This is a genomic window from Pantoea sp. X-Soil-TKNS-1280 (genome assembly GCF_059730475.1).
The window spans coordinates 501,827-522,288 of sequence record NZ_AP035963.1; the positions used below are offsets into that span (position 1 = coordinate 501,827).

Sequence of the window (20,462 nt, forward strand, 5' to 3'; positions counted from 1 at the left end):
TTGCTACCCGTTACTTTAATCAAGGAATGTTGTGTGTCTCATTTTAATCAATATGGTCAACCCGTAGGGTTTGCTCTGCCGGACTGGCAGCCCGTCGCGCGTCCCTCCTTCACCCCCCTGGTGGGGCGGTTTTGTACGCTACAACCTTTACAGACTGGACACTGCGCATCGCTGTTTGCGGCATTTTCTCAGGCTGAAGACGATCGCGACTGGACATGGCTCGGTGCCGAACAACCCCACTCGCTGGAAGAGATGCAGCACTGGGTCGCACACAAAATTGCTGATGCTTTGCTGGTACCTTATGCCGTCATCAGCCATGCCAGCCAACAGGCGGTGGGTGTGGTGTGTTTCGCCAATATTGACCCACAAAATGGCGCGCTTGAAATCGGCCATGTGACCTGGTCACCGCTGATGCAGCGTAATGTGCTGGGCACGGAGGCATTGTTTCTGTTGCTGACCCAGGCCTTCATGCTGGGCTATCGTCGGGTGGCGTGGCGCTGCGACTCGCTGAACCATGCATCGCGTCGCGCAGCGGAACGTATCGGCTTCACGTTTGAAGGCCGCTTTCGCCAGGCAATGACGCGCAAACAACGTAACCGTGATACTGACTGGCTGTCGATTATTGATACCGAATGGCCTGTCATTTATCAGGCGATAACGCGTTGGATAGACGAAGAAAATATTGATAATTCAGGGCAACAAATTTTTCCACTACATCGATTCCTTAAGCGAAATTAATTTTCCCCCTCAGGATTTCCCTTGCTGAAATAGCGGTTATACATCATGTGCAATCCAGTAAAATAACCGCCTGTTTCGCATGGAAATAACTCAATACATTTGTAACCAAATAAATCCGCCATTTTGCTTCAATAGTTTTTAAACTAAATAAATTTTAAAATTTCAATAACAATGTTTTAAATTTGTTGCGAACTTTTTACTCATCGCTAAGAAACGTTGTTATCGCAATGAAAAAATCAACTACATTACTCACCTCGCTTTCGCTCACTGCACTGCTTGTCAGCTCTGCTGTTCATGCCACCGACACACCGGAAAAGACCGATGTACTGCTGATTGGCGGGGGCATCATGAGTGCTTCTCTGGGAACCTGGCTGGAAGAATTACAGCCCAGCTGGAAACAGGTTATGGTCGAAAAGCTGGACGGCGTGGCACTGGAATCGTCGAACGGCTGGAATAACGCCGGTACCGGCCACTCCGCGAATATGGAGCTGAATTATACGCCAGAACGTCCGGACGGAAGTATTGATGTCAGCAAAGCGCTGGAAATCAACGAAGCCTTTATGATTTCCCGTCAATTCTGGACCTCGCAGGTGAAACGCGGTGTATTAAATAACCCGCATAACTTTATTAATTCTACTCCGCACATGAGTTTTGTCTGGGGCGATAAAAACGTTGAGTATCTGACGAAACGTTATGAAGCGCTGCAAAAAACCGTGCTGTTCCAGGGAATGAAATTCTCCACCGATCACGCGCAAATTCAGCAGTGGGCGCCGTTGATTATGGAAGGACGCGATCCGCAGCAGAAAGTGGCGGCGACCTGGACCCCGGTTGGCACCGATGTTAACTACGGCGAAATTACCCGTCAGCTGATTGGCAGCCTGAAAAAGAACGATAACTTCTCGCTGGAAACCTCATCAGAAGTGACCGATTTCAAACGTAACAGCGATAACAGCTGGCACGTCACCATTAAAGATGTGAAAAGTGGTGAAAACCGCACCATCGATGCACGTTACGTGTTTATCGGTGCAGGCGGCGGCGCGCTGAAACTGTTGCAGAAAACCGGTATCCCTGAAGGTGAAAACTACGCTGGCTTCCCGGTGGGCGGTTCATTCCTCGTCACCGAAAACCCGGCGATTACCAGCCGTCATCTGGAAAAAGTGTACGGTCAGGCTTCCGTGGGTGCACCGCCGATGTCCGTACCGCATCTTGATGCCCGTTTTCTCGATGGCAAGCGTGTGGTGCTGTTTGGACCTTTCGCCACCTTCTCAACCAAGTTCCTGAAAAATGGTTCTTTGTTTGACCTGTTAGGCACCACCACCACCAGCAACTTTATGCCGATGACCCACGTAGGCATTGATAACTTCGACCTGGTGAAATATCTGATTGGTCAGGTGATGCTGAACGACGATGATCGCTTCGCCGCACTGAAAGAGTACTTCCCGGAAGCGAAGAAAGAAGACTGGAAACTGATTCAGGCCGGTCAGCGTGTACAGATCATCAAGAAAGATGCCGAGAAAGGTGGTGTGCTGAAGCTGGGTACGGAAATCGTGACCGATCAGCAGAAAACCGTTGCCGCTCTGCTGGGTGCGTCACCGGGAGCTTCAACCGCAGCGCCGATCGCGATTAACGTGATCAAGCAGCTGTTCCCGACCGAGTTCGCCAGCCCGGAATGGCAGCAGAAGATCCATCAAATCGTTCCGGCCTATGGCCAGAAACTGAACGACAATGCAGCACTGGCTCAGCAGGTTTGGGATGACACAGCTGCAACGCTGCAACTGACCAAACCCCCGGTGATCAACATGCCAGCCGCTGCCACTCAGCCGCAGGCAACGACTCCGGCTAAAGCGACCTCCTCGCCGCAACACGATATGGCGCTGTAAGTCTCAACCCCGTGCTACCTGGTACGGGGTTTTTCTTTATATCAACTGCGTTCAATGACACACAGATAACAGCCAAACCGGGCGCTATGCACATGGATATAAGCGGTTTCAGGTTGACGCAACATCTGCAAAATTAACGGCTCCGCCTCCCCGCCTTGCGTGACCTCCGCCGCAATAATCATATGTGCTGTATTAAAGGCTCGTAGCGAGAGTAGCCGGGTTGTCAGATACGCAGGGACTTCATCTTGATAAACACCTTGTGTGGTACATCCTTCATGGATATAGATGGCGTGTCTGCCTGAATAAGGCGTTGCCGCGGGTTGGTAGGCGTGATTGACCAGAATCGCATACTCCCCCTCCGGCACATCACGTAATGCAATGCGATCCGGAAAACCCGAGGATCTATCAGCCCGCTTACGTATCGCCAGATGTAACGCCAGATAGCGCTCATCCTGACCAAATAAATGTGTAAACTCTCTGCTGTCCAAACCGCGAATGGTATAAGCCATATTATCCTCCAGACGTTAAGCGTGGAGGTATTAAGCACCTGAACACGACGGCGTGCTCGCTGTTAACGGTCATGGAGTTTTCGATAAGGATTTGGCTGCGATTTCACCGAGGAAGGAAATTCGCCTGCTGGCTAAAAATTGGTTATTATCCGCTCCCACACTCCCCCCTGGCGACCTGATGTCTGTTATTTTTGATACCTTTATTGCCCCACTGTGTCATGACCAGATAGAAACGCTCTATCAGGATGAACACCTGGTGCTGATCAATAAACCCGCCGGCCTGCTCAGTCTCTCGGGCAAAAATCCGCAAAATATCGATTCCGTACATCACCGGCTGGTCAAGATTTTTCCGGGCTGCACCCTGGTTCACCGTCTTGATTTCGGCACATCCGGCTTAATGGTGATTGCGCGCAATAAGATGATCAACGCCGCCCTGTGCCAGCAATTCAGTCAGCGCAGCGTGACCAAGGTTTACAGCGCACTGTTGTGCGGACATCTTGAAAACCATGAAGGGGTGATAGACGCGGCGATTGCCAAAGATCCGGCGCGCTTTCCACTGATGTCTATTTGTGCAATCCACGGCAAACCCGCCCGTTCTCGCTATCAGGTGGTTGAACGTTTCAATCATGAGCTGGAAGATGGGACGTTACTGCCGTTAACGCGGGTGCAGCTAATTCCGGAGACCGGTCGCACTCACCAACTACGTATTCATTGCCAGCTGCTGGGCCACCCTATTTTAGGTTGCGACCTGTATGGCGGTCGCCTGCTGCCTGGCACGGAAAAAGCCCCACGGCTAATGCTGCACGCCAGTGCACTGGATTTTGTGCATCCTGTCAGCGAAGAGTGGATCAATGCGCGCCATAATAGCCCGTTTTGAACGGGCAACGCTCTGATTACCACATCAAATCATCAGGCACTTTAAAATCAGCATAGGGATCATCTTCATCATGCTGTTCCTGACTCAGGGGGCTGTTTAATACAATATGGCTCGCATCTCGCTGGGTGATTTTGTCAGCGACCACTGCAGGGATAATCGCGTATTCACTCTTACCATTGCTATCAACCACCAGGCGGGCGATAGCAAGACGCCCATTCACCAGTTGCGTTTGGGTCAACTTATCAACACTGATTTTTTTAATTAAATTGTTATCGGTGAAATTAAATTCAATATCACCTTTTGCAACGACGATTCTGTTCATCTCAATAAGTTGCTTCACCTGAGCTTTATATTCTTTTGCTAAAGCCGCTTGTTTTTGTTGTTCGCTTAGCTGCTTATCTCGCTCAAGTTGCGCTTTTTTATTCTCTTCCACCGCCTCTCTGGCCTCACGAGCCTGAACGCGTGATTTTTTAGCCGTCTTTTGGACTTTGGCCATTTTCTTGCTGGTCACTAAACCAGCCTTCAGTATTTGCTCTTGTAAGGTAAGTTTTGTCATCTTCGCTTCTAAACCATCTTAAAAATTTTGGGGGCAGCCCCCACTCTCACGTCTATTCATTGCGCCAGTGCATCAGGTTCTGACTCGCTTACCGGCTTTGTCACTTCCGCCTTGTACTTATCCACGATGCCATAAAATTTAAGCGCTACGCCATTGTTCATCAGTTGGGGGTTAAAGTCTATGCCGTGCCTGCTGTGAATTTTCTTTACCTGTGTGCTTTCATACGGTTATATAAATCCACCAAATGATTAAGCTGAATAGTTGATCATTGACAAGGTGGATATCACGTCTTAACTCAATACGCGCTGTGCTGAAAATTGGGCAGAAAGGTGAGCCGTTAAGTTTTGCGAAAACGCTGTTAAGGAAGCATTGTGACGATTTTTGTTCCGCTGATTTATCTTTTTGCTGGCTGGCTGATGGGAAAAACGGCCTGGGACTTCAAAACAGCTGCGTCCTGGATATTAACGCGTGTTGCCATTCCGATTGTCATCGTATTCAACATATCGACGCGTTTTGGCAGTATGAGTACCATCATCATCACCACGGCCATCAGTATGCTGATTATGCTGATGGCGTCGCGCTACATTATGCGTGATCCCATTAAAAGCCTGTGCTTCAGTTACCTTAATATTGGCTGGCTTGGGTTACCTGTGGCTACGGCCCTGTTCGGCAATGAAGCAGCAACCATCATCATCGCCGCCTATGTCGGTAGCTCGATTGTGGGCAACTCTGTCGGTGCGGGGATGCTTTCAGGCCACCATTTTAATCCCGTTAAATTAATTCAGACTCCACCTGTGCTGGCGCTAATCCTCGGGGCGATGCTCATTCCCTTCAGCCAGCAAATCACACTGTGGTTTGCCGAACTCTATGATGTCGCAAAATTTCTGATGAGCTTTCTCGGCATGGCCGTGCTTGGAATATGGCTGTCCAAAATTGAGCTGACTCTTCAGGATCTCCGCCAGGAAGTCCGCCCGTATCTGGTTAAATTTGGTGTGATGTTTATTCTGTTCACACTGCTTTTGATGCTCGCCAGAACATTCGACTTCCGGCTGATAACACAAAATCCTGGGACACTTTATCTGCTTTGCCTCCTTCCTCCGGCAGCCAATATCATCGTTCTTGAGACGCATTATCTGGGCACGGGGCATTCTGCTAAGCTCATTACCTGTGGAACCTGCATCAGCATCATCGCGATTAGCTTTTTCGCAGCGGCTGTCGCTATTGCCAGGACGATGGGTATTGTTCACTGATATCACGCCCGGAAAGGGTATTTTGGGCATGGCAGCCAGGGTTTGATCAGCAACTCGCGCTCTCTACCTCATGGTAATGACGATGAACGCAAGTTGCGTTAGAACGCTGATTACCTGACATAAAAGGAAACTGCGCGTCAGGCACGGGTTGCAATCAGAATGGCTGATGCTTTGATCAGAGCCAGTACGCGACTGCCCTGATTCAGCTTCATCTCTTCCTGGCTTTCGTTGGTCACGACGGCGATGATTTCAAACCCGGCATCAGTTGCAATATGCACTGTCGCGTTAACTGCGCCTTCAGTCACGCGGGTGACGCTACCGGCATACTGGTTACGCGCGGAGAACTTCAGGCCACATTCTTCAGTGGCAAGGGTGACCCATGGCGCTTTAATGAGCGCGATGGCCTCTTTACCCACCGCCAGGCCTAAAGCTTCTTTACTGCTGTGGGTGACAATCGCCACCAGTCTGACGCCACCAGCGAGCGTCAATTCGACTTCGTCATTGACCGCGCCGGTGGTGACTGCGCTGACTGTGCCAACCAGTTGATTACGTGCTGATACCTGCATAGAAACTCCTTATCTCGCGATTGAGTGATTATCGGATTTATAGTCTAACATCCGTCTATTTAGCGCTGTTTCCGTTTAAGTTCAATAAGCCATTTTTTGACTACGGTTATAAGATTTGGCTTGTTTACAAGTCGGGGTGTTTTTCACGACTGTATCTATCCAGAAAAAAGGCGTGAGCTTATGAAGTTGGCCGCGAAATCGTAGCGCTCCAGCCAAATTTTCAGCACATCGACTCCGTTAACATTTCCTGCTATCACCTGCTGAAACCATTGCATTGATCACCGTTTCCCGGCACGGTATCGGGTTTTAACCTATTTATTTATCAGGGAATTATTTATGAATTCTATCGTCACATCTCCAGTTACTTATTCATCAAACGGCGCAACCTTAGCCGGTTCTCTGGTTTATCAGGATGGCATCAATCATCCACGCCCCGGTGTGGTGATGGCTCCAAACTGGATGGGTGTCACCACGATGGCCGAAGATGTGGCAGCAAAAATCGCCGCTCAGGGCTTTGTGGTACTGGTGGCGGATCTTTATGGTGAAGGCCAGCGTCCAACAAATGGCGAAGAAGCTGGCAGCATGATGATGGCGGTGAAAGATACCCCGGCAGAAGTGGCGCGCATGCAGGCCGCTCTGGCGGCGCTACAACATCAACAACTCGCACCTGTGGCGGCGGATCAGCTGGCGGCGATTGGTTTTTGCTTTGGTGGTCACTGTGCGCTGGAACTGGCACGCAGCGGTGCTGATATCAAAGCGGCAGTTTCCTTCCACGGCACGCTGGATACCAAAGGCGACTATGCCATTGATGGCATCAAAGGCAGCGTGCTGGTGCTCGACGGTGCCGCCGATCCGCTGGTACCGCGTGAACAACTGAGCGAATTCGCCCGTGAGATGAGTGCGAAGCAGGTTGACTGGCAGCTGGTCAGCTATGCCGGTGCGGTGCACTCTTTCACCGATCCGGCCGCAAACAACCCTGGTGTCGCTCAGTACCATCCGCAGGTGGCAGAACGTGCCTTTCAACGCATGTTCGCGCTGTTCGCCGAAACCTTCTAATCCTTATTTCATCAGCACCTGAAATTGTGGATTAAATTCATCGAAGATGGGCAATGCCGCAGCACCTAATGCTGCGGTATCGCTGCCCGTCATGCCGGTTTTCAGCCGTGAACCGGTCAGATAGCGTCCGCGCACCGATTGATATAACGGCGGCAGGCGCTGAATGATTTTATCCAGCAGCGTAGCAGGCATCATGCCACCAATGATCACGCTCTCGGCATCGAAAATGCACTCCAGCATGTTAATTGCCTGTCGTAACGGTGCCAGCACGCTGTCGATCCAGCGATCAAACAGCGCCGGGTCAACTTCAAGTAAATCATCCGGCAGCGCGCTCATCGGATCCAGCCCGCAAAACTCATAGGCCGCCTGCAACGACACATAACGCTCCAGACAACCGTGATTGCCGCAATAGCAGGCGCGTCCACCCGGTTCGATCACGATATGCCCCACTTCTCCGGCGTTATGCGCATGCCCGGTATAAATATGGCCATCGGTGAAAATACCCGCCCCGAGCCCGGTACCGATATACAGGTAAATAAAGGAGTTAAGCTGGCGCGCGACACCGTGGAAACGTTCGCCGATAGCGGCTACCGTCGCATCATTCTCCAGCGTCACCGGCAGGCCGCTCATGGCCGCCAGTTCAGCCTCAATATCGACCTGTTCCCAGCCATTCAGCGTAGTCGGCCCTACCGATGAGATCCCCTCGACACCAAACGGCCCAGGCATCACCACACCCATCCCCAGCACCTTATGCCAGCGCTCACCCAGTTGGGTTTTAATCTCCGCCAGCACTTCAGCAATGCGCGCTAAGGTGGCACCGGGTTGGGGCTTTTGCACCAGAATAAGGCGACGAAAGTGAATCTCGCCGGTCAAATCCACCAGCACAATCAATAACGTTTGATGATCGAGATGAATGCCGATCGACCAGGCGCTGGCCGGGTTCAGCGTCACAGGAATGGCCGGTTGCCCCCGTCCCTGCTTGCGTGGCTGGCGGCTGGCAAGCAGCTCTGCCTCTTCCAGCTCCGCCACAATGTTTGACACCGTCTGCGGCGTCAAAGCGGTCAGCCGTGCCAGCTCGGCACGCGTCAATTCGCCATGCAGGCGAATGGCTTCGATGATCACGCGGCGATTATGCGCACGCGCATGTTCCAGATTGGTTCCCGAAGTTCTCATCGTACTCCCTTAGCTCTTAAGCGCATCGGCATCAATATCTATGATCGGCTACACATTTTCCATGCTGTTCACCTGACAGATGCAAAAATCTGTGCAGAGTTAAGCGCAGTAGTCGCCAGGGTTTCTACCCTGGCACGTCACTTGCTTTAGCTAATTGATGTCAGCCGCAGCAATCTGACAACCTGTGCGCGTTATTAAATCAATCAAATTGATTTAATTAAACACCCTCTTTTTGCATCAAGGCGGAGAAAACCATGAAAACCCGATTCACCCCCACGCTGAAAGGATGTTTTGCAGCCCTGCTGTTAGCAAGCGCAGGAAGCGCCTCAGCGGCCACTACGCTCAATGCGTTGTTTATGACCCAGGCCGCTTACAGTGAAAATGATATTCGCGCCATGACCCAGGAATTTGAAAAAGCGCACCCGGATGTGCAGGTTAATCTGGAGTTTGTCCCTTACGAAGCGTTGCACGACAAAATCGTTGCGGCACGCGGCGCCGGTGGTAACGGCTATGACGTGGTGCTGTTTGATGCCATCTGGCCTGCCGAATTTACCCGTTTTGATTTACTCCAGGACGTGAGCAGCCGCATCACCCCGGAAGAAAAATCACAAATCTTCCCTGGCGCGATGAATACCGTGGTGTTCAAAGGTAAAACCCTCGGCATGCCGTGGATCCTCGATACCAAATATCTTTACTACAACAAAGCGATGCTGGAAAAAGCCGGTATCACCACCCTGCCGCAAACCTGGCAACAGGTGATGGATGATGCCCGCACCATTAAACAGAAGAATATTGTTAAATATCCGCTGGTGTGGAGCTGGTCACAGGCGGAAGCGCTGGTGTGTGATTACACCACGCTGGTGTCCGGTTTTGGCGGCAAGTTCTACCAGAACGGCAAACTTGATTTTTCCAGCCCGGCCTCGTTACAGGCCGTGAAACTGATGAAAAGCTCGCTGGATGAAGGTCTGAGCAATCCAGCATCCCGCGAATATCTGGAAGAGGACGTGCGTAAATCCTTCTCCAACGGTGACGCCGCTTTCGCACTGAACTGGACTTACATGTACAACATGGCGAACGATCCGAAACAGAGCAAGGTAGCGGGCCAGGTGGGCATTATGCCTGCTCCGGGTGACGCACCCGGTAAAGTGGGCGCGGTTAACGGTTCGATGGGTCTGGGCATCGCTAAAGGCAGCAGCCATGCGGAACAAGCCTGGCAATACATCAGCTATATGACTTCCCAGCCGGTGCAGAATAAATACGCCACCCTGAGCCTGCCCATCTGGAAAAGCTCGTATCAGGATCCCGCCGTACTGAAAAACCAGGAAAGCCTGATTGCCGCCGCCGATAAATCGCTGAACGTGATGCTGTCTCGCCCGGAAACCGCCGATTATTCCCGCCTGTCTAATACACTGCAACAGCAATTACAGCAGGTGCTGCTGGGCAGTGCGACGCCGGAAGCGGCGATGCAGGCGGTCGATAAAAGCGCGGCGCATCTGCATTAAGGAGTCAGTATGCTGAGTTTGCGTCAACGCGAACAGCGGCAGGCATGGGTGCTACTGGCACCCATGTTACTGGTGATGTTGTTGCTCACCGCCTGGCCTCTGCTACGCACCATCTGGCTCAGTTTTACCGATGCCGCCCTAATCGGCAGCGGTGAAGCGCCTGGCTGGGTGGGACTGGATAACTACCTTTTTGCCCTCACCGATGCCGATTTTCAGTCTTCGCTTTGGCGCACGCTCTACTTCACCGTGGTGTCGGTCGCGATTGAAGGGGTGATTGGCGTACTGGTCGCCCTGCTGCTGAATCAGAAATTCATCGGGCGGAATGTCTTACGCGTGTTGGTGATCCTGCCGTGGGCGCTGCCAACGATCGTCAACGCCATGATGTGGCGACTCAACTTCAACCCGGACTACGGCAGCATCAATGCGCTGCTGACGCAGCTCGGTATTATTGATGGCTATCGCAGTTGGCTGGGTTCACCGGATTCTGCGCTGAACGCCGTGATGTTAGCGGATATCTGGAAAAACTATCCGCTGGTCACGCTGCTGGTGCTGGCTGCACTGCAATCCATTCCTGAGGATCTGTATGAGGCCGCGCGACTCGATGGCGCATCGGCCTGGCGACGTTTCCGGGCGATTACCTTTCCGGCCATCGTCGGCCCTCTGAGTGTCGCGCTGGTGTTACGTACTATCGATGCCTTTAAAATCTTCGACATTATTTACGTGATGACGCGTGGTGGCCCGGTCGATAGCACCAAAACCCTCAGCTTTTATGTCTACCAGGAGTCATTCAGTTATCTGCGCGCCGGGAGTGGTGCGGCTTACGCCATCCTGATGACCCTGCTGTGTGCGGTGCTGATCATCATTTACATGTCGCTATTGTGGCGTCAACGTCGTCGTGGGAGTGCCTATGAAGGCTAAATTACGCGCGGTGGCGAAATACCTTGCCGCGCTGGTGGTCGCCATTTCGGTATTGGCACCGATGGGCTGGCTGTTTCTGATGAGCGTCAGTGCCACCAGCGACCTGACGCGCATACCGCTGGAATGGGTGCCGCGCCAGTGGGACTTCACCCGCTACGGCAGGCTGCTGTCGCTGGCACCGGATCAGCCTGGCACCCTGTTCCTGCACGCCCTGGGCAACAGCCTGATGGTCGCCACCGGGGCGACGGTGATTTGTTTGCTGCTGGCGATTCCGGCCGCGTTCAGTTTCTCACGCTATCGTGGTCGCGACGGCTGGTTGTTTGCCTCCCTCGCCATCTACATGGTGCCGCCGGTCGCCTTTGTGCTGCCGCTTTATTTCCTGTTGCAGCATTTCGACCTGCTCAACACCCGACCTGGTTTGATCATTGTTTATTGTTCGCTGATCTTACCTTTCCTCACCTGGATGCTAAAAAACCAGTTCGATGCCCTGCCGCAGGATATCGAACAGGCGGCACGCCTTGATGGTCTGCGTGTCTGGCAGGTGCTGCTGCGGATAACGCTACCGCTGGCGAAACCCGTACTGGGTGCCGCAGCGCTGTTTGGCTGGTTGCTGGCATGGGACGAATTTTTCTATGCCCTGTTGTTCACCAGCAATATCGCGGCGCAGACCCTGCCAGTGACCATTGCCGGATTTACCGCCGGGCGTGCCACTGATGATGGTTTGGTTGCGGCAGTCGGTATTCTGGCTTCGGTGCCACCGCTGTTTATTGCTATCTGGCTACAGAAAACCCTGGTAAGCGGACTTGCCAGCGGCGGGAGTAAGGGATGATCAGCACAACGGCTACCACCGCCACGCTGTATGTGGTGGGTAACATTAACGTCGATTTAATTATGGGGACGCTGGATCAGTGGCCGCAGCGCGGGACCGAAGTGATGGTCAAAAACAGTGAGCTGCGCCCGGGCGGCTCTGCGGGCAACTGCGCACTGGCGCTGGAAGCGATGCAGGTGCGCCACCGCGCCATTGCTAACCAGGGTGACGATGGCCTCAGCCAGTGGCTGGCCGGTTATTTCCCGCACAGCGCAGCGCACTGGCCACGCAGCCAGTGCGAAACCTCACTCACCGTCGGCGTCACGCATTCCGATCATGAACGTTCGTTTATCAGTAATCATGGTCATATTGTGCAACTGACGGCGCAGCAGGTGCTGGAACAGCTGCCGGAGCAAGCGGCGGAAGGTGATATCGTGCTGCTATGCGGCACCTTTCTCTGCCTGCATCTTTACGATGAATATCCTGCCCTGCTGTGCGAACTTCGTCAGCGCGGATACCTGATCGCTGTGGATACCGGCTGGCCGCCACAAGGCTGGACGGATCAGGTTAAGCAGGATATCGCCCGCTGGTTGCCGCAATGCGACTGGCTGCTGTTGAACGAGGTGGAAACCCTCGGGCTGGGGGCGGCGGAATCATTAGACGCCAGTGCGATGCAGCTAACGTTGCAACTCAGTGGCCGCGGCGGCTGTGTGGTGAAATGCGGTGAACAGGGCGCACGCTGCTGGTTACACGATCGCAGCCTGAGCCAGCCAGCTCAACTGGTCACGGTGGTCGATACCATTGGTGCTGGCGACAGTTTTAACGCCGGTTTTCTTACCGCGCTGCTGCATCAGCAGGATACCGCCCAGGCACTACAGTGGGGGATCGCGGTGGCCGCGCTGGCAATCAGCACCGCCCCACGGCGTTACCCCACCTGGCAACAACTCCAATTTTCGGCAAAGGAACAGTAATTATGGCCAGTGTTGAACTGATCAAAGTCGCCAAACGCTACGGCAAGCAGTCGGTGCTGCATCCGCTCGATCTGACCATTCCTGATGGCAGTTTTACCGTGCTGGTTGGGCCTTCCGGTTGCGGCAAATCGACGCTGTTGCGTCTGCTGGCCGGGCTGGAGAGCCTGTCAGAAGGGGCTATTCTGATGGACCAGGTGCAGATCAACGATCGCGATCCTGCTGACCGGGATATTGCGATGGTATTTCAGAGCTACGCGCTTTATCCGCATCTGACGGTGGCTGAAAACCTGGCCTTTCATATGCAGGTGAAGAAGGTCAAACGCGAGGAGCAGCAGAGCAAAATCCAGCGTATTGCGGCGATTCTTGGCATCGACCAGCTGTTACAACGCTACCCGCGGGCGCTGTCGGGTGGGCAGCGCCAGCGTGTGGCAATGGGTCGGGCGATGGTGCGCAATCCACAGGTATTTTTGTTTGATGAACCGCTGTCAAACCTTGATGCCCAGTTGCGTATGGAATTACGCGCCGAGATTAAATCGCTGCATCAGCGTTTCAAAACCACCATGGTGTATGTCACGCACGATCAAGTGGAAGCGATGACGCTGGCGGATCAGATCGTGGTGATGCAGGCGGGCCATATTGTGCAACAAGGTGCCCCGCTGGCAATTTACGATCGCCCTGCCAATACCTTTGTGGCGCGTTTTATTGGTTCGCCACCGATGAACCTGTTACCGGCGCAGCTGATTGCGCACGACGGCGTGCCGGGGGTGCAATGTCAGGATTTATGGCAGCCGTTACCCGAACGCTGGCAGGGTGTGGCACGTGAACGTGACGGTGACATTGTCACCATTGGTATACGCCCGCATGACCTGCGCGAAGTCAGTAATGGTGCACCGGCACAGGTTAACGTGGTGGAGATCACCGGTGAATCTACCCTGCTGCACCTCGACTGGCATGGACACGCGCTGCATATGCAGATTGCCGGACGCCATGCCGCCAGCAGCGGTGATGCGCTGATGCTTGGCTTTAATAGCGAGAAAATACATCTTTTTGATAGTGAAACGGGCTATCGTTTAAACGAATCCAATAGCTGAAAATAAAAAAGCCACCCTCAAAATGAGGGTGGCGAAATAAAATTCAGTTAATTAAAAACGCATAACAACGATGATTTCGCGAACCCTCTTTCCCTGAGCATTGCACGATTCACTATTTTACCTTTTCATCAGCTTTCGTCTGTCTTCTCTGTTTAAAGAAAATGTAAAAGCCTTTTCACTATTTAACAGACTGACGACAGTTACCATGTCTTACCAATATTAAACTGGAACTGCTCAGACTTATCGCCTTCATATTTCTTGATCGGCACAGCATAAGAGAACACCAGCGGACCCAGCGGCGATTGCCATTGCAATGCCAGACCGCTGGAAACACGGATCTCGTCTGGGTTGCCATAATCCGGGATACCCGCGGCGCGTGTCGCAGCGGTATTTTCCCATTTGGTGTCCCATACCGTACCGGCATCAACGAATACCGAAGTCCGCAGCGAACTTTCATAACGTTCACTGACAAACGGCGTAGGCACGATCAACTCGGCGCTGGCGACGGCCATCGCGTTACCGCCCACCGCGTCATCCGACTTTTTCACCGCACAATCGCTGTAGCTGCTTTCGCTGCCGCTACAACTGTAATACGCCGCTTTCGGGCCGATGGTGTTGGAAGAGAAACCGCGCACCGAACTGGAACCGCCGGCATAGAAGTTGTCATAGAACGGGACTTCTTTGCCACCCAGGCCGTCGGCGTAACCCGCCTTCGTCCGTCCCATCAACACCCAACGATGATCGCTGCTGAGCGGGAAATAGGCATTGGCCGTGAGGGTACTTTTGTAATAACTGTTGGTTGATCCCGGCACCGTCACTTTAGTGTTGAAGCCCGCACTTACCCCTGACGTCGGGAAGAAGCCACGGTCCAGGGTGTTATAACCCCAGCCAACATTCCAGAAGACGTCATTGGCGCTGAAAGTATTGGAGCTGGTTGCGTAATCATCATCATCGTCGTCATCGGTTTCGATCACTTTTGGATGCACTCCGACGGACCCCAGATAACGCCACATCGACACCTGCGGAGCCATATTGCTGACGCGGTTATAGACATAATCGAATCCGGTATTGATGCTGTTATGTTCGCTAATCGGGAAACTTAAGGTAGTGCCCGCACCTAAACTTTTCAGCGTATATTCAGAAAGGTCATCATCGTCGGCTTTATAATCATTGTAGAACAATTTGCCGCCGAGACTGACGCCATCCACGGTGAAATACGGGTTGGTTGCCGAAACTTCGACATAGGTTTGGTAATCGTTTTTGGTGCCGCTAAAGCCAACGGTATTCCCGGTGCCCATCCAGTTATCCTGGCTGACGCCCAGCTGGAAGCTCACGCCGCTGTCGGTACCATAACCGACACCAATGTTGAAGGTGCCGGTGTTACGCTCTTTGACCTTGTACACCACGTCAACCTGATCCGGGGTGCCTGGCACGCGCTCGGTATCAACATCCACCGTTTCGAAATAGCCGGTACGGTTGAGGCGTTCTTTACCCTGATCCACCAGATTATTTGCCAGCCATGAGCCTTCCATCTGGCGCATTTCGCGGCGCAGCACCGAATCTTTCGAGGTGTCATTACCTTCAAAGCGAACTTTACGCACGTAGAAACGATTGCCAGCTTCGACATTGACGTGCAATTTTACCGTTTTGTCGGCGTCGTTAATTTCTGGCTGGGTACTGACCTGCGGAAAAGCGTAGCCATAACGGCCGAGCAGACTCTTGATGGCATTTTCATTCTGGGTAATCTGCGCGCCGCTGTACAAACCCCCTTTCGGGATTTGCGCCAGTTTCTCAATCTCAGCAGAATGCCCGGCTAAATCGCCGTTCACCACCACGCTGCTGACATGATAGATATCGCCTTCGTTAATATTAACGGTGATATAAATCCCTTTGCGATCGGGCGTTAAACTGACCTGAGTGGAATCAATATTAAAACGCGCATAACCACGATCGAGATAAAAACTGCGCAGCGTTTCCAGATCGCCGGAGAGTTTTTCTTTCTGATATTTCTGGTCGGCAATGAAATTCCACCACGGGACGTCATCGCGTAACTGGAAGCGCGATATCAGCTCATCATCGGAAAAAGCATGATTGCCGACAATATTGATCTGCTGAATTTTCGCCGAGACACCTTCAGTAAAAATAAATTTTAGATCGACACGGTTACGTGGCAGCGGCGTGACCACCGCCTTGACGCTGGCGGTATATTTCCCGACGCTGTAGTAAAAATCTTCCAGCCCCTTTTCAATTGACGAGAGCATGGTGCGGTCCAGCGCTTCACCCACGCGGACACCGGTCGCATCCAGATTCTGTTTCAGCTGATCTTCTTTAATCGCTTTGTTGCCGGAGAATGAGATGCTGGCAATCGCCGGACGTTCTTTCACCTTAATCAGCAGCGTGTCGCCGTCACGCAACACCTGCACATCTTCAAAGTTGCCGGTAGCAAACAGGGCACGAATGGTATTTTTGATGTCGTCATCATTGACACGGTCGCCGACGCGCAGCGGCATGCTCAGCATCGCCGCACCCGGTGCGACACGCTGTAATCCATCAAAATGAATATCCCTGAGGGTGAAATCATCTGCACCAAAGGCAGTGGTGGTTACCATGAAAAGTAACCCGGTTAACATCTTTTTCATCTGCTATGAGCCTGCCGCTATTCCTGTGCCTGTTGCGAATGCCTTGATTCCCGCACCACAAAAAATGGGCTGAACACATGGTTCAGCCCATCGGTAGTGGCGTTATGTTCCGGAAAAAAGACCGCAAAGCCTATGGTAAATTCATTGCGACAGGCCGATTTTCGGTTATTTTACAATAAGCTGAAAATCCGCTGCTTAAATCACATCAGAAGAATTACACCAGGTAAACAATTAACCTTCCGCCGCCGCCGTCTGGAAGGAGCGACGGTTGATGCTGGTTAACACCACCAGCACCGCCATTAATACCCACTCGACAATCAGGGTGCCGGTAATCGCCGACAGATGATTGCCATGCAGATAAAGCTGGGTAAATATGCTCCCCAGCAACATTGGCCCTAACCCCAGCGCCGACTGTTGCACCGTTGACAGCATCGCGCTCCCCGCGCCAGCCTGATGATGCGGCACGCCGGTCATGCCAATACGATAAAAGGTGCTGACAATAAACGATTGCCCAAAGCCAATCAGTACGGTTGACGGGATCAGCGTGACCACGCCCACGTTTGGCCAGGCGTATTGCAGAGTAGCGATCAGCGCCAGCAGTCCCAGCATCTGAATGGTGCAACCGGTCAATAACGTGACGCGTTTACCGCGCCTTTCGACCATGCGCGTGCTTTGCAACGAACCGATAAAATAGGCGATCCCCAGCGCGATAAAGGCGTTACCTGACTGGAAAGCGCTTAGCCCCAGACCGGATTGCAGTGTCAGCGCCACCGCAAACATAAAACCACTCCAGCAGGAGAAGAACAGCACCGCCATAGTTAAACCAAAACGCACCCCCGGCAGACGCATCAGCGAAGGCGGTAGCAGTGGCGCACCCAGTGCGGCTTCGAGACGCAATGAACTTTGACGCAGGCGATGCAGAAACAGCGGGAACAACGCCAGCAGCAGCATGCACGGCCATGACCAGTGCAGCACCGGCCCCAGCGCCAGGGCCAGCATCAGGCACCCGACCGCCCCTGCCAGCAGCAGCGTGCCGTTGACGTCAATGGCGACGCGCTGGTTATTGTGCGTCTCCGGCACAAAACGCCGTGCGGTCAGCAGCACAAAGAGGCAAATCGGCAGGTTGATCAGAAACACGCTGCGCCAGCCATAACCGCCGATGTCCGCCTTGATCAAAAAGCCCCCCAGCACCTGACCGACAATAAACGCCAGCCCGCCGATACCCCCATACAGACCAATGGCGCGCGCATGCGCCCGCCCCTTCAGGGTGACGTGTAAGGTGGCGAGGATTTGCGGCACGATAAATGCAGCGCCAACCCCTTGCAACACGCGGGCAAACATCAGCATGCCCACATTGTTGGCAATACCGCACAGCAGTGAGGCAATGCCAAAAGTCCAGACGCCCGCCAGGAAGACCCGACGGCGACCATAGTTATCCCCCATACGGCCGCCCATCGCCAGACAGATGGCGAAGGCAATGCCGTAAACTGCCACAATCAGCGCCAGTTCAATTGGCGTGGCGCGCAGGCTATGCGCCATGGCGTCAAGCGCAACGTTGACGATGGAAAAATCGATCATAGGCAGAAGCTGCCCGGAAAGCAGGACCACCAATCCTGCTCGTTGAAGTTGCGATGTATGCATCGGTTTTGCCCTTGTTTTTGTCTGCAGTGGAGCATAGCATTACCCAACCATTAAACGGGTACCAGTGCTTGTTTATCATGGTATAAATACTACCCGTCTTGTCAGGAGTTCCGCTGATGATTACCGCGCAACCGGCCAGCATTACCGCTAATCACAACCGTAAATTACTCGGCACTTTTCTGCGCACACGCCGGGAAAGCCTCGATCCGAACCGGCTGGGATTGCCGCGCATGCGCCATCGTCGGACGCCGGGTTTACGTCGGGAAGAAGTGGCCCAGCTGGCCGATGTGGGTGTTACCTGGTACACCTGGCTGGAACAGGGACGCGATATCAAGGCTTCCCCGAAAACCCTCACCGCCATCGCCACCGCGTTGCAATGTAATGATGTGGAAACGCAGCATCTGTTCTCCCTCGCCGGGCACATTCTCCCCTCGGTGCGCGAGGTTGCCGCCTGCTGCAAAATTGCCGAACACAATCAGCAAATGCTGGATGCTATCCAGTTACCGGCAATTATCGAAACACCGCGTTTCGATATTCTGGGTTATAACGCCGCCTGGTGTAAGTTGATGGGAGTACAGATGGCGGAGATCCCGCTGGAAGATCGCAACTGTATCTGGCTGGCGTTCAATCATCCCGGCTGGCGTGCTGCCATGGCGGACTGGGAAGAAGTGATGCCGCAAATGGTGGCGATGTTTCGCGGACAAATGGGCGAGCATCTTGGCGATCCCCACTGGGAAAGTTTTCTTGCCCGCCTGCTCGCCAGCTCCGACGAGTTTGGCCGGACCTGGCAGCGTTATGAATTGGGTAAAGTGGAAAATCGCGTGAAGCGTTTTCACCGCGCCAGCGTGGGTGAAATGACGTTGCGCCAGAACAACTGGTGGTCGGCCTCACGCAACGGTGACCGTTTGCTGGTGTATGTGCCTGACGATGCCGCCAGCGCGGCGTCATTGCAGCAGTTAATCGCTCAGGGTTAGCATGCGCCCTGGTCGCGGTTTTCTCACCACCGCGACCACAAGTTCCAGCAGCGCCAGCAGCACCAGCGACCAGACAAACGCGCTTTTGCCTGCGGTCACCAGCAGCCAGCCGCCGAAAGCCGGAAAACCAAATATGCCGACAAAATATGACACGACAAACCATGTCAGGGCGGCGTGGCGATCCGTCGGTGGTGAGTCGTTAACCGCCCAGGTCTGAATCACCGGATAGAGCAAACCATAACCGGCACCGGTCAACATCCCGGCTGCAATCTGGAATGCGGGATGGATTGCCAGCCCCAGCAGACAAATCAACCCCGCAATCAGGCACCCCAGCAGCCCCACCATCAGTGGCAAGCGTGGCCAGGTGGGCAAACGTCGCACCAGCAGCAGACGGGCGACTACGGCGGTCACCGCATGTACCGTGAAAAAAGTCCCCGCGCTGACGCGGGTTCCTGCCGTCAGAGACACCTGAAACGCCATCATTCCAGAGAACACCGCCCCTCCGAGGCCGACCATGATCACCGGGCGCAACGCAGCACCCGCCACCAGCGCAGGCAATTTTCGCACCCACGGACACAAAACCCGTTCGCATGCTGGTCGCGGTTCCCTGTAACCAAATATCAGCAGCAACAACGCGGCCGTCAGCCCCATCGCTGCGACACAGAAAAATGTGGTTTGCAACGACAACCCTGCCTGCACCATGCCTGCTCCCAGCAACACCGGACTCCCGCAAATCCCGGTCATCTGGAAAGCGCTAAACAGCGTAAAACCCGTTCCACGTTCCGCGTCACTCAGGCGTTCCGATAACGCCAGCGGCGCGGCCAGGTAAAACATGCCCCATCCCAGCCCCATCAGCAACGTCGCCAGTCGGGGCAGATAATCAGGGTCGATACCGTGCAGGTTAGCCAACAACGCATAACCCCCGGCCAGCACCAGTGAGGCTACTGCGGCCAGTCTGGCCGCATCAATTTTTCCAGCACACCAGCCGACCAGGGGGACACCCAGCAAGGTGCCGACCAGTGCCAGGCTGAGGGCTTTACCGGTATCGATATCACTACCACCCTGTGCATGGAACCAGGCAGAAATCAGGAAAGTGCCGCCGTATCCCCCGGCGGTAAACATCGTTCCCAGCAGGATAAACGGCAGAGAAGTGCTGCGCATTTGCATAATGACCGGTTTCCTTTTGCGTTTTCTGGCGTCATGCCACAGCCGGGACTCACAACACTGCGGTCCCTGACCGACTCAATGTTTTGTCAGTGGAAAGGATGAAAGTACAGGTGTCCGGTAAATAGTCAGGAAAAAATCAGGCGGAA

The 20,462-nt window shown here is 53.6% G+C and carries 19 protein-coding genes; 11 read left to right on the plus strand and 8 right to left on the minus strand.

What is annotated here, in order from left to right:
- Positions 1-33: 33 nt before the first annotated feature.
- Positions 34-738, plus strand: a complete 705-nt coding sequence (locus AC6I8X_RS22280) for a GNAT family N-acetyltransferase (protein WP_313686736.1) — start codon at positions 34-36, stop codon at positions 736-738.
- A gap of 227 nt (positions 739-965) precedes the next feature.
- Positions 966-2,618 (plus strand): malate dehydrogenase (quinone), encoded by a 1,653-nt coding sequence (gene mqo, locus AC6I8X_RS22285; protein ID WP_497841148.1) that lies wholly within the window; start codon positions 966-968, stop codon positions 2,616-2,618.
- Between the two features lie 41 nt (positions 2,619-2,659).
- Here the strand turns inward: mqo and AC6I8X_RS22290 are convergent, their stop codons facing one another.
- Positions 2,660-3,127, minus strand: a complete 468-nt coding sequence (locus AC6I8X_RS22290; RefSeq protein ID WP_313686740.1) for a DUF1203 domain-containing protein — start codon at positions 3,125-3,127, stop codon at positions 2,660-2,662.
- A gap of 178 nt (positions 3,128-3,305) precedes the next feature.
- Between AC6I8X_RS22290 and AC6I8X_RS22295 the strand changes: the two genes are divergently transcribed.
- Positions 3,306-4,004 carry an RluA family pseudouridine synthase gene (locus AC6I8X_RS22295; protein ID WP_497841149.1) on the plus strand — a complete coding sequence of 233 codons (699 nt, stop codon included), beginning with the start codon at positions 3,306-3,308 and terminating at the stop codon, positions 4,002-4,004.
- Positions 4,005-4,020: 16 nt separating this feature from the next.
- Here the strand turns inward: AC6I8X_RS22295 and AC6I8X_RS22300 are convergent, their stop codons facing one another.
- Complete coding sequence (locus tag AC6I8X_RS22300; protein WP_497841150.1) at positions 4,021-4,560, minus strand: DUF2058 domain-containing protein; 540 nt, start codon at positions 4,558-4,560, stop codon at positions 4,021-4,023.
- 56 nt (positions 4,561-4,616) lie between these two features.
- Positions 4,617-4,721 (minus strand): DUF2543 family protein, encoded by a 105-nt coding sequence (locus AC6I8X_RS22305; RefSeq protein ID WP_409521734.1) that lies wholly within the window; start codon positions 4,719-4,721, stop codon positions 4,617-4,619.
- A 210-nt stretch (positions 4,722-4,931) separates the two neighbouring features.
- Here AC6I8X_RS22305 and AC6I8X_RS22310 point away from each other — a divergent pair, with 210 nt between their 5' ends.
- On the plus strand, positions 4,932-5,810 hold the full coding sequence (locus AC6I8X_RS22310; RefSeq protein WP_497841151.1) for an AEC family transporter: 879 nt from the start codon (positions 4,932-4,934) through the stop codon (positions 5,808-5,810).
- Between the two features lie 137 nt (positions 5,811-5,947).
- On the opposite strand, the gene AC6I8X_RS22315 is transcribed toward AC6I8X_RS22310, so the two are convergent.
- The gene (locus tag AC6I8X_RS22315; protein ID WP_313689917.1) at positions 5,948-6,376 is read right to left on the minus strand and encodes a TOBE domain-containing protein; all 429 of its coding nucleotides are present in this window, start codon (positions 6,374-6,376) and stop codon (positions 5,948-5,950) included.
- Positions 6,377-6,712: 336 nt separating this feature from the next.
- Here AC6I8X_RS22315 and AC6I8X_RS22320 point away from each other — a divergent pair, with 336 nt between their 5' ends.
- Complete coding sequence (locus tag AC6I8X_RS22320) at positions 6,713-7,432, plus strand: dienelactone hydrolase family protein (protein ID WP_497841152.1); 720 nt, start codon at positions 6,713-6,715, stop codon at positions 7,430-7,432.
- Positions 7,433-7,435: 3 nt separating this feature from the next.
- Here the strand turns inward: AC6I8X_RS22320 and AC6I8X_RS22325 are convergent, their stop codons facing one another.
- Positions 7,436-8,605: an ROK family protein gene (locus AC6I8X_RS22325; RefSeq protein ID WP_497841153.1), complete on the minus strand. Its 1,170-nt coding sequence runs from the start codon at positions 8,603-8,605 to the stop codon at positions 7,436-7,438.
- Between the two features lie 254 nt (positions 8,606-8,859).
- On the opposite strand from AC6I8X_RS22325, the gene AC6I8X_RS22330 reads away from it, so the two are divergent.
- From AC6I8X_RS22330 to AC6I8X_RS22350, 5 genes are read left to right on the plus strand one after another with little or no spacing between them, the layout of a single operon-like run.
- Positions 8,860-10,107 carry an extracellular solute-binding protein gene (locus tag AC6I8X_RS22330; RefSeq protein ID WP_084880543.1) on the plus strand — a complete coding sequence of 416 codons (1,248 nt, stop codon included), beginning with the start codon at positions 8,860-8,862 and terminating at the stop codon, positions 10,105-10,107.
- Between the two features lie 9 nt (positions 10,108-10,116).
- Positions 10,117-11,025: a carbohydrate ABC transporter permease gene (locus AC6I8X_RS22335; protein ID WP_497841154.1), complete on the plus strand. Its 909-nt coding sequence runs from the start codon at positions 10,117-10,119 to the stop codon at positions 11,023-11,025.
- Positions 11,015-11,854, plus strand: coding sequence for a carbohydrate ABC transporter permease (locus AC6I8X_RS22340; protein ID WP_313687622.1), 840 nt, complete (start codon positions 11,015-11,017; stop codon positions 11,852-11,854). The genes AC6I8X_RS22335 and AC6I8X_RS22340 overlap by 11 nt, the downstream gene beginning before the upstream one ends.
- Positions 11,851-12,804: a carbohydrate kinase family protein gene (locus tag AC6I8X_RS22345; RefSeq protein ID WP_313687624.1), complete on the plus strand. Its 954-nt coding sequence runs from the start codon at positions 11,851-11,853 to the stop codon at positions 12,802-12,804. Before AC6I8X_RS22340 ends, AC6I8X_RS22345 begins: the two co-directional genes overlap by 4 nt.
- 2 nt (positions 12,805-12,806) lie before the next feature.
- Positions 12,807-13,895 (plus strand): ABC transporter ATP-binding protein, encoded by a 1,089-nt coding sequence (locus AC6I8X_RS22350; protein ID WP_497841155.1) that lies wholly within the window; start codon positions 12,807-12,809, stop codon positions 13,893-13,895.
- Positions 13,896-14,095: 200 nt separating this feature from the next.
- Here AC6I8X_RS22350 and bamA read toward each other — a convergent pair whose 3' ends face one another.
- The gene (bamA, locus tag AC6I8X_RS22355) at positions 14,096-16,534 is read right to left on the minus strand and encodes an outer membrane protein assembly factor BamA (RefSeq protein ID WP_497841156.1); all 2,439 of its coding nucleotides are present in this window, start codon (positions 16,532-16,534) and stop codon (positions 14,096-14,098) included.
- 231 nt (positions 16,535-16,765) lie between these two features.
- Positions 16,766-18,175: an MFS transporter gene (locus AC6I8X_RS22360; RefSeq protein WP_497841157.1), complete on the minus strand. Its 1,410-nt coding sequence runs from the start codon at positions 18,173-18,175 to the stop codon at positions 16,766-16,768.
- A gap of 116 nt (positions 18,176-18,291) precedes the next feature.
- Here AC6I8X_RS22360 and AC6I8X_RS22365 point away from each other — a divergent pair, with 116 nt between their 5' ends.
- The gene (locus AC6I8X_RS22365; RefSeq protein ID WP_497841158.1) at positions 18,292-19,149 is read left to right on the plus strand and encodes a helix-turn-helix transcriptional regulator; all 858 of its coding nucleotides are present in this window, start codon (positions 18,292-18,294) and stop codon (positions 19,147-19,149) included.
- Here AC6I8X_RS22365 and AC6I8X_RS22370 read toward each other — a convergent pair.
- Positions 19,132-20,310 (minus strand): MFS transporter, encoded by a 1,179-nt coding sequence (locus AC6I8X_RS22370; protein ID WP_497841412.1) that lies wholly within the window; start codon positions 20,308-20,310, stop codon positions 19,132-19,134. The two genes, AC6I8X_RS22365 and AC6I8X_RS22370, sit on opposite strands and share 18 nt — an antisense overlap.
- Positions 20,311-20,462: the final 152 nt, after the last annotated feature.

What these genes read in the sequence shown, in the direction of transcription:
- AC6I8X_RS22370 (WP_497841412.1), bottom strand. Translation starts at nt 20,310, where the DNA reads ATGCGCAGCACTTCTCTGCCGTTTATCCTGCTGGGAACGATGTTTACC.
- AC6I8X_RS22290 (WP_313686740.1), bottom strand. Translation starts at nt 3,127, where the DNA reads ATGGCTTATACCATTCGCGGTTTGGACAGCAGAGAGTTTACACATTTA.
- AC6I8X_RS22335 (WP_497841154.1), top strand. Translation starts at nt 10,117, where the DNA reads ATGCTGAGTTTGCGTCAACGCGAACAGCGGCAGGCATGGGTGCTACTG.
- AC6I8X_RS22305 (WP_409521734.1), bottom strand. Translation starts at nt 4,721, where the DNA reads ATGAACAATGGCGTAGCGCTTAAATTTTATGGCATCGTGGATAAGTAC.
- bamA (WP_497841156.1), bottom strand. Translation starts at nt 16,534, where the DNA reads ATGAAAAAGATGTTAACCGGGTTACTTTTCATGGTAACCACCACTGCC.
- AC6I8X_RS22300 (WP_497841150.1), bottom strand. Translation starts at nt 4,560, where the DNA reads ATGACAAAACTTACCTTACAAGAGCAAATACTGAAGGCTGGTTTAGTG.
- AC6I8X_RS22365 (WP_497841158.1), top strand. Translation starts at nt 18,292, where the DNA reads ATGATTACCGCGCAACCGGCCAGCATTACCGCTAATCACAACCGTAAA.
- AC6I8X_RS22340 (WP_313687622.1), top strand. Translation starts at nt 11,015, where the DNA reads ATGAAGGCTAAATTACGCGCGGTGGCGAAATACCTTGCCGCGCTGGTG.
- AC6I8X_RS22360 (WP_497841157.1), bottom strand. Translation starts at nt 18,175, where the DNA reads ATGCATACATCGCAACTTCAACGAGCAGGATTGGTGGTCCTGCTTTCC.
- AC6I8X_RS22320 (WP_497841152.1), top strand. Translation starts at nt 6,713, where the DNA reads ATGAATTCTATCGTCACATCTCCAGTTACTTATTCATCAAACGGCGCA.
- AC6I8X_RS22330 (WP_084880543.1), top strand. Translation starts at nt 8,860, where the DNA reads ATGAAAACCCGATTCACCCCCACGCTGAAAGGATGTTTTGCAGCCCTG.
- AC6I8X_RS22315 (WP_313689917.1), bottom strand. Translation starts at nt 6,376, where the DNA reads ATGCAGGTATCAGCACGTAATCAACTGGTTGGCACAGTCAGCGCAGTC.
- AC6I8X_RS22325 (WP_497841153.1), bottom strand. Translation starts at nt 8,605, where the DNA reads ATGAGAACTTCGGGAACCAATCTGGAACATGCGCGTGCGCATAATCGC.
- mqo (WP_497841148.1), top strand. Translation starts at nt 966, where the DNA reads ATGAAAAAATCAACTACATTACTCACCTCGCTTTCGCTCACTGCACTG.
- AC6I8X_RS22295 (WP_497841149.1), top strand. Translation starts at nt 3,306, where the DNA reads ATGTCTGTTATTTTTGATACCTTTATTGCCCCACTGTGTCATGACCAG.
- AC6I8X_RS22350 (WP_497841155.1), top strand. Translation starts at nt 12,807, where the DNA reads ATGGCCAGTGTTGAACTGATCAAAGTCGCCAAACGCTACGGCAAGCAG.
- AC6I8X_RS22345 (WP_313687624.1), top strand. Translation starts at nt 11,851, where the DNA reads ATGATCAGCACAACGGCTACCACCGCCACGCTGTATGTGGTGGGTAAC.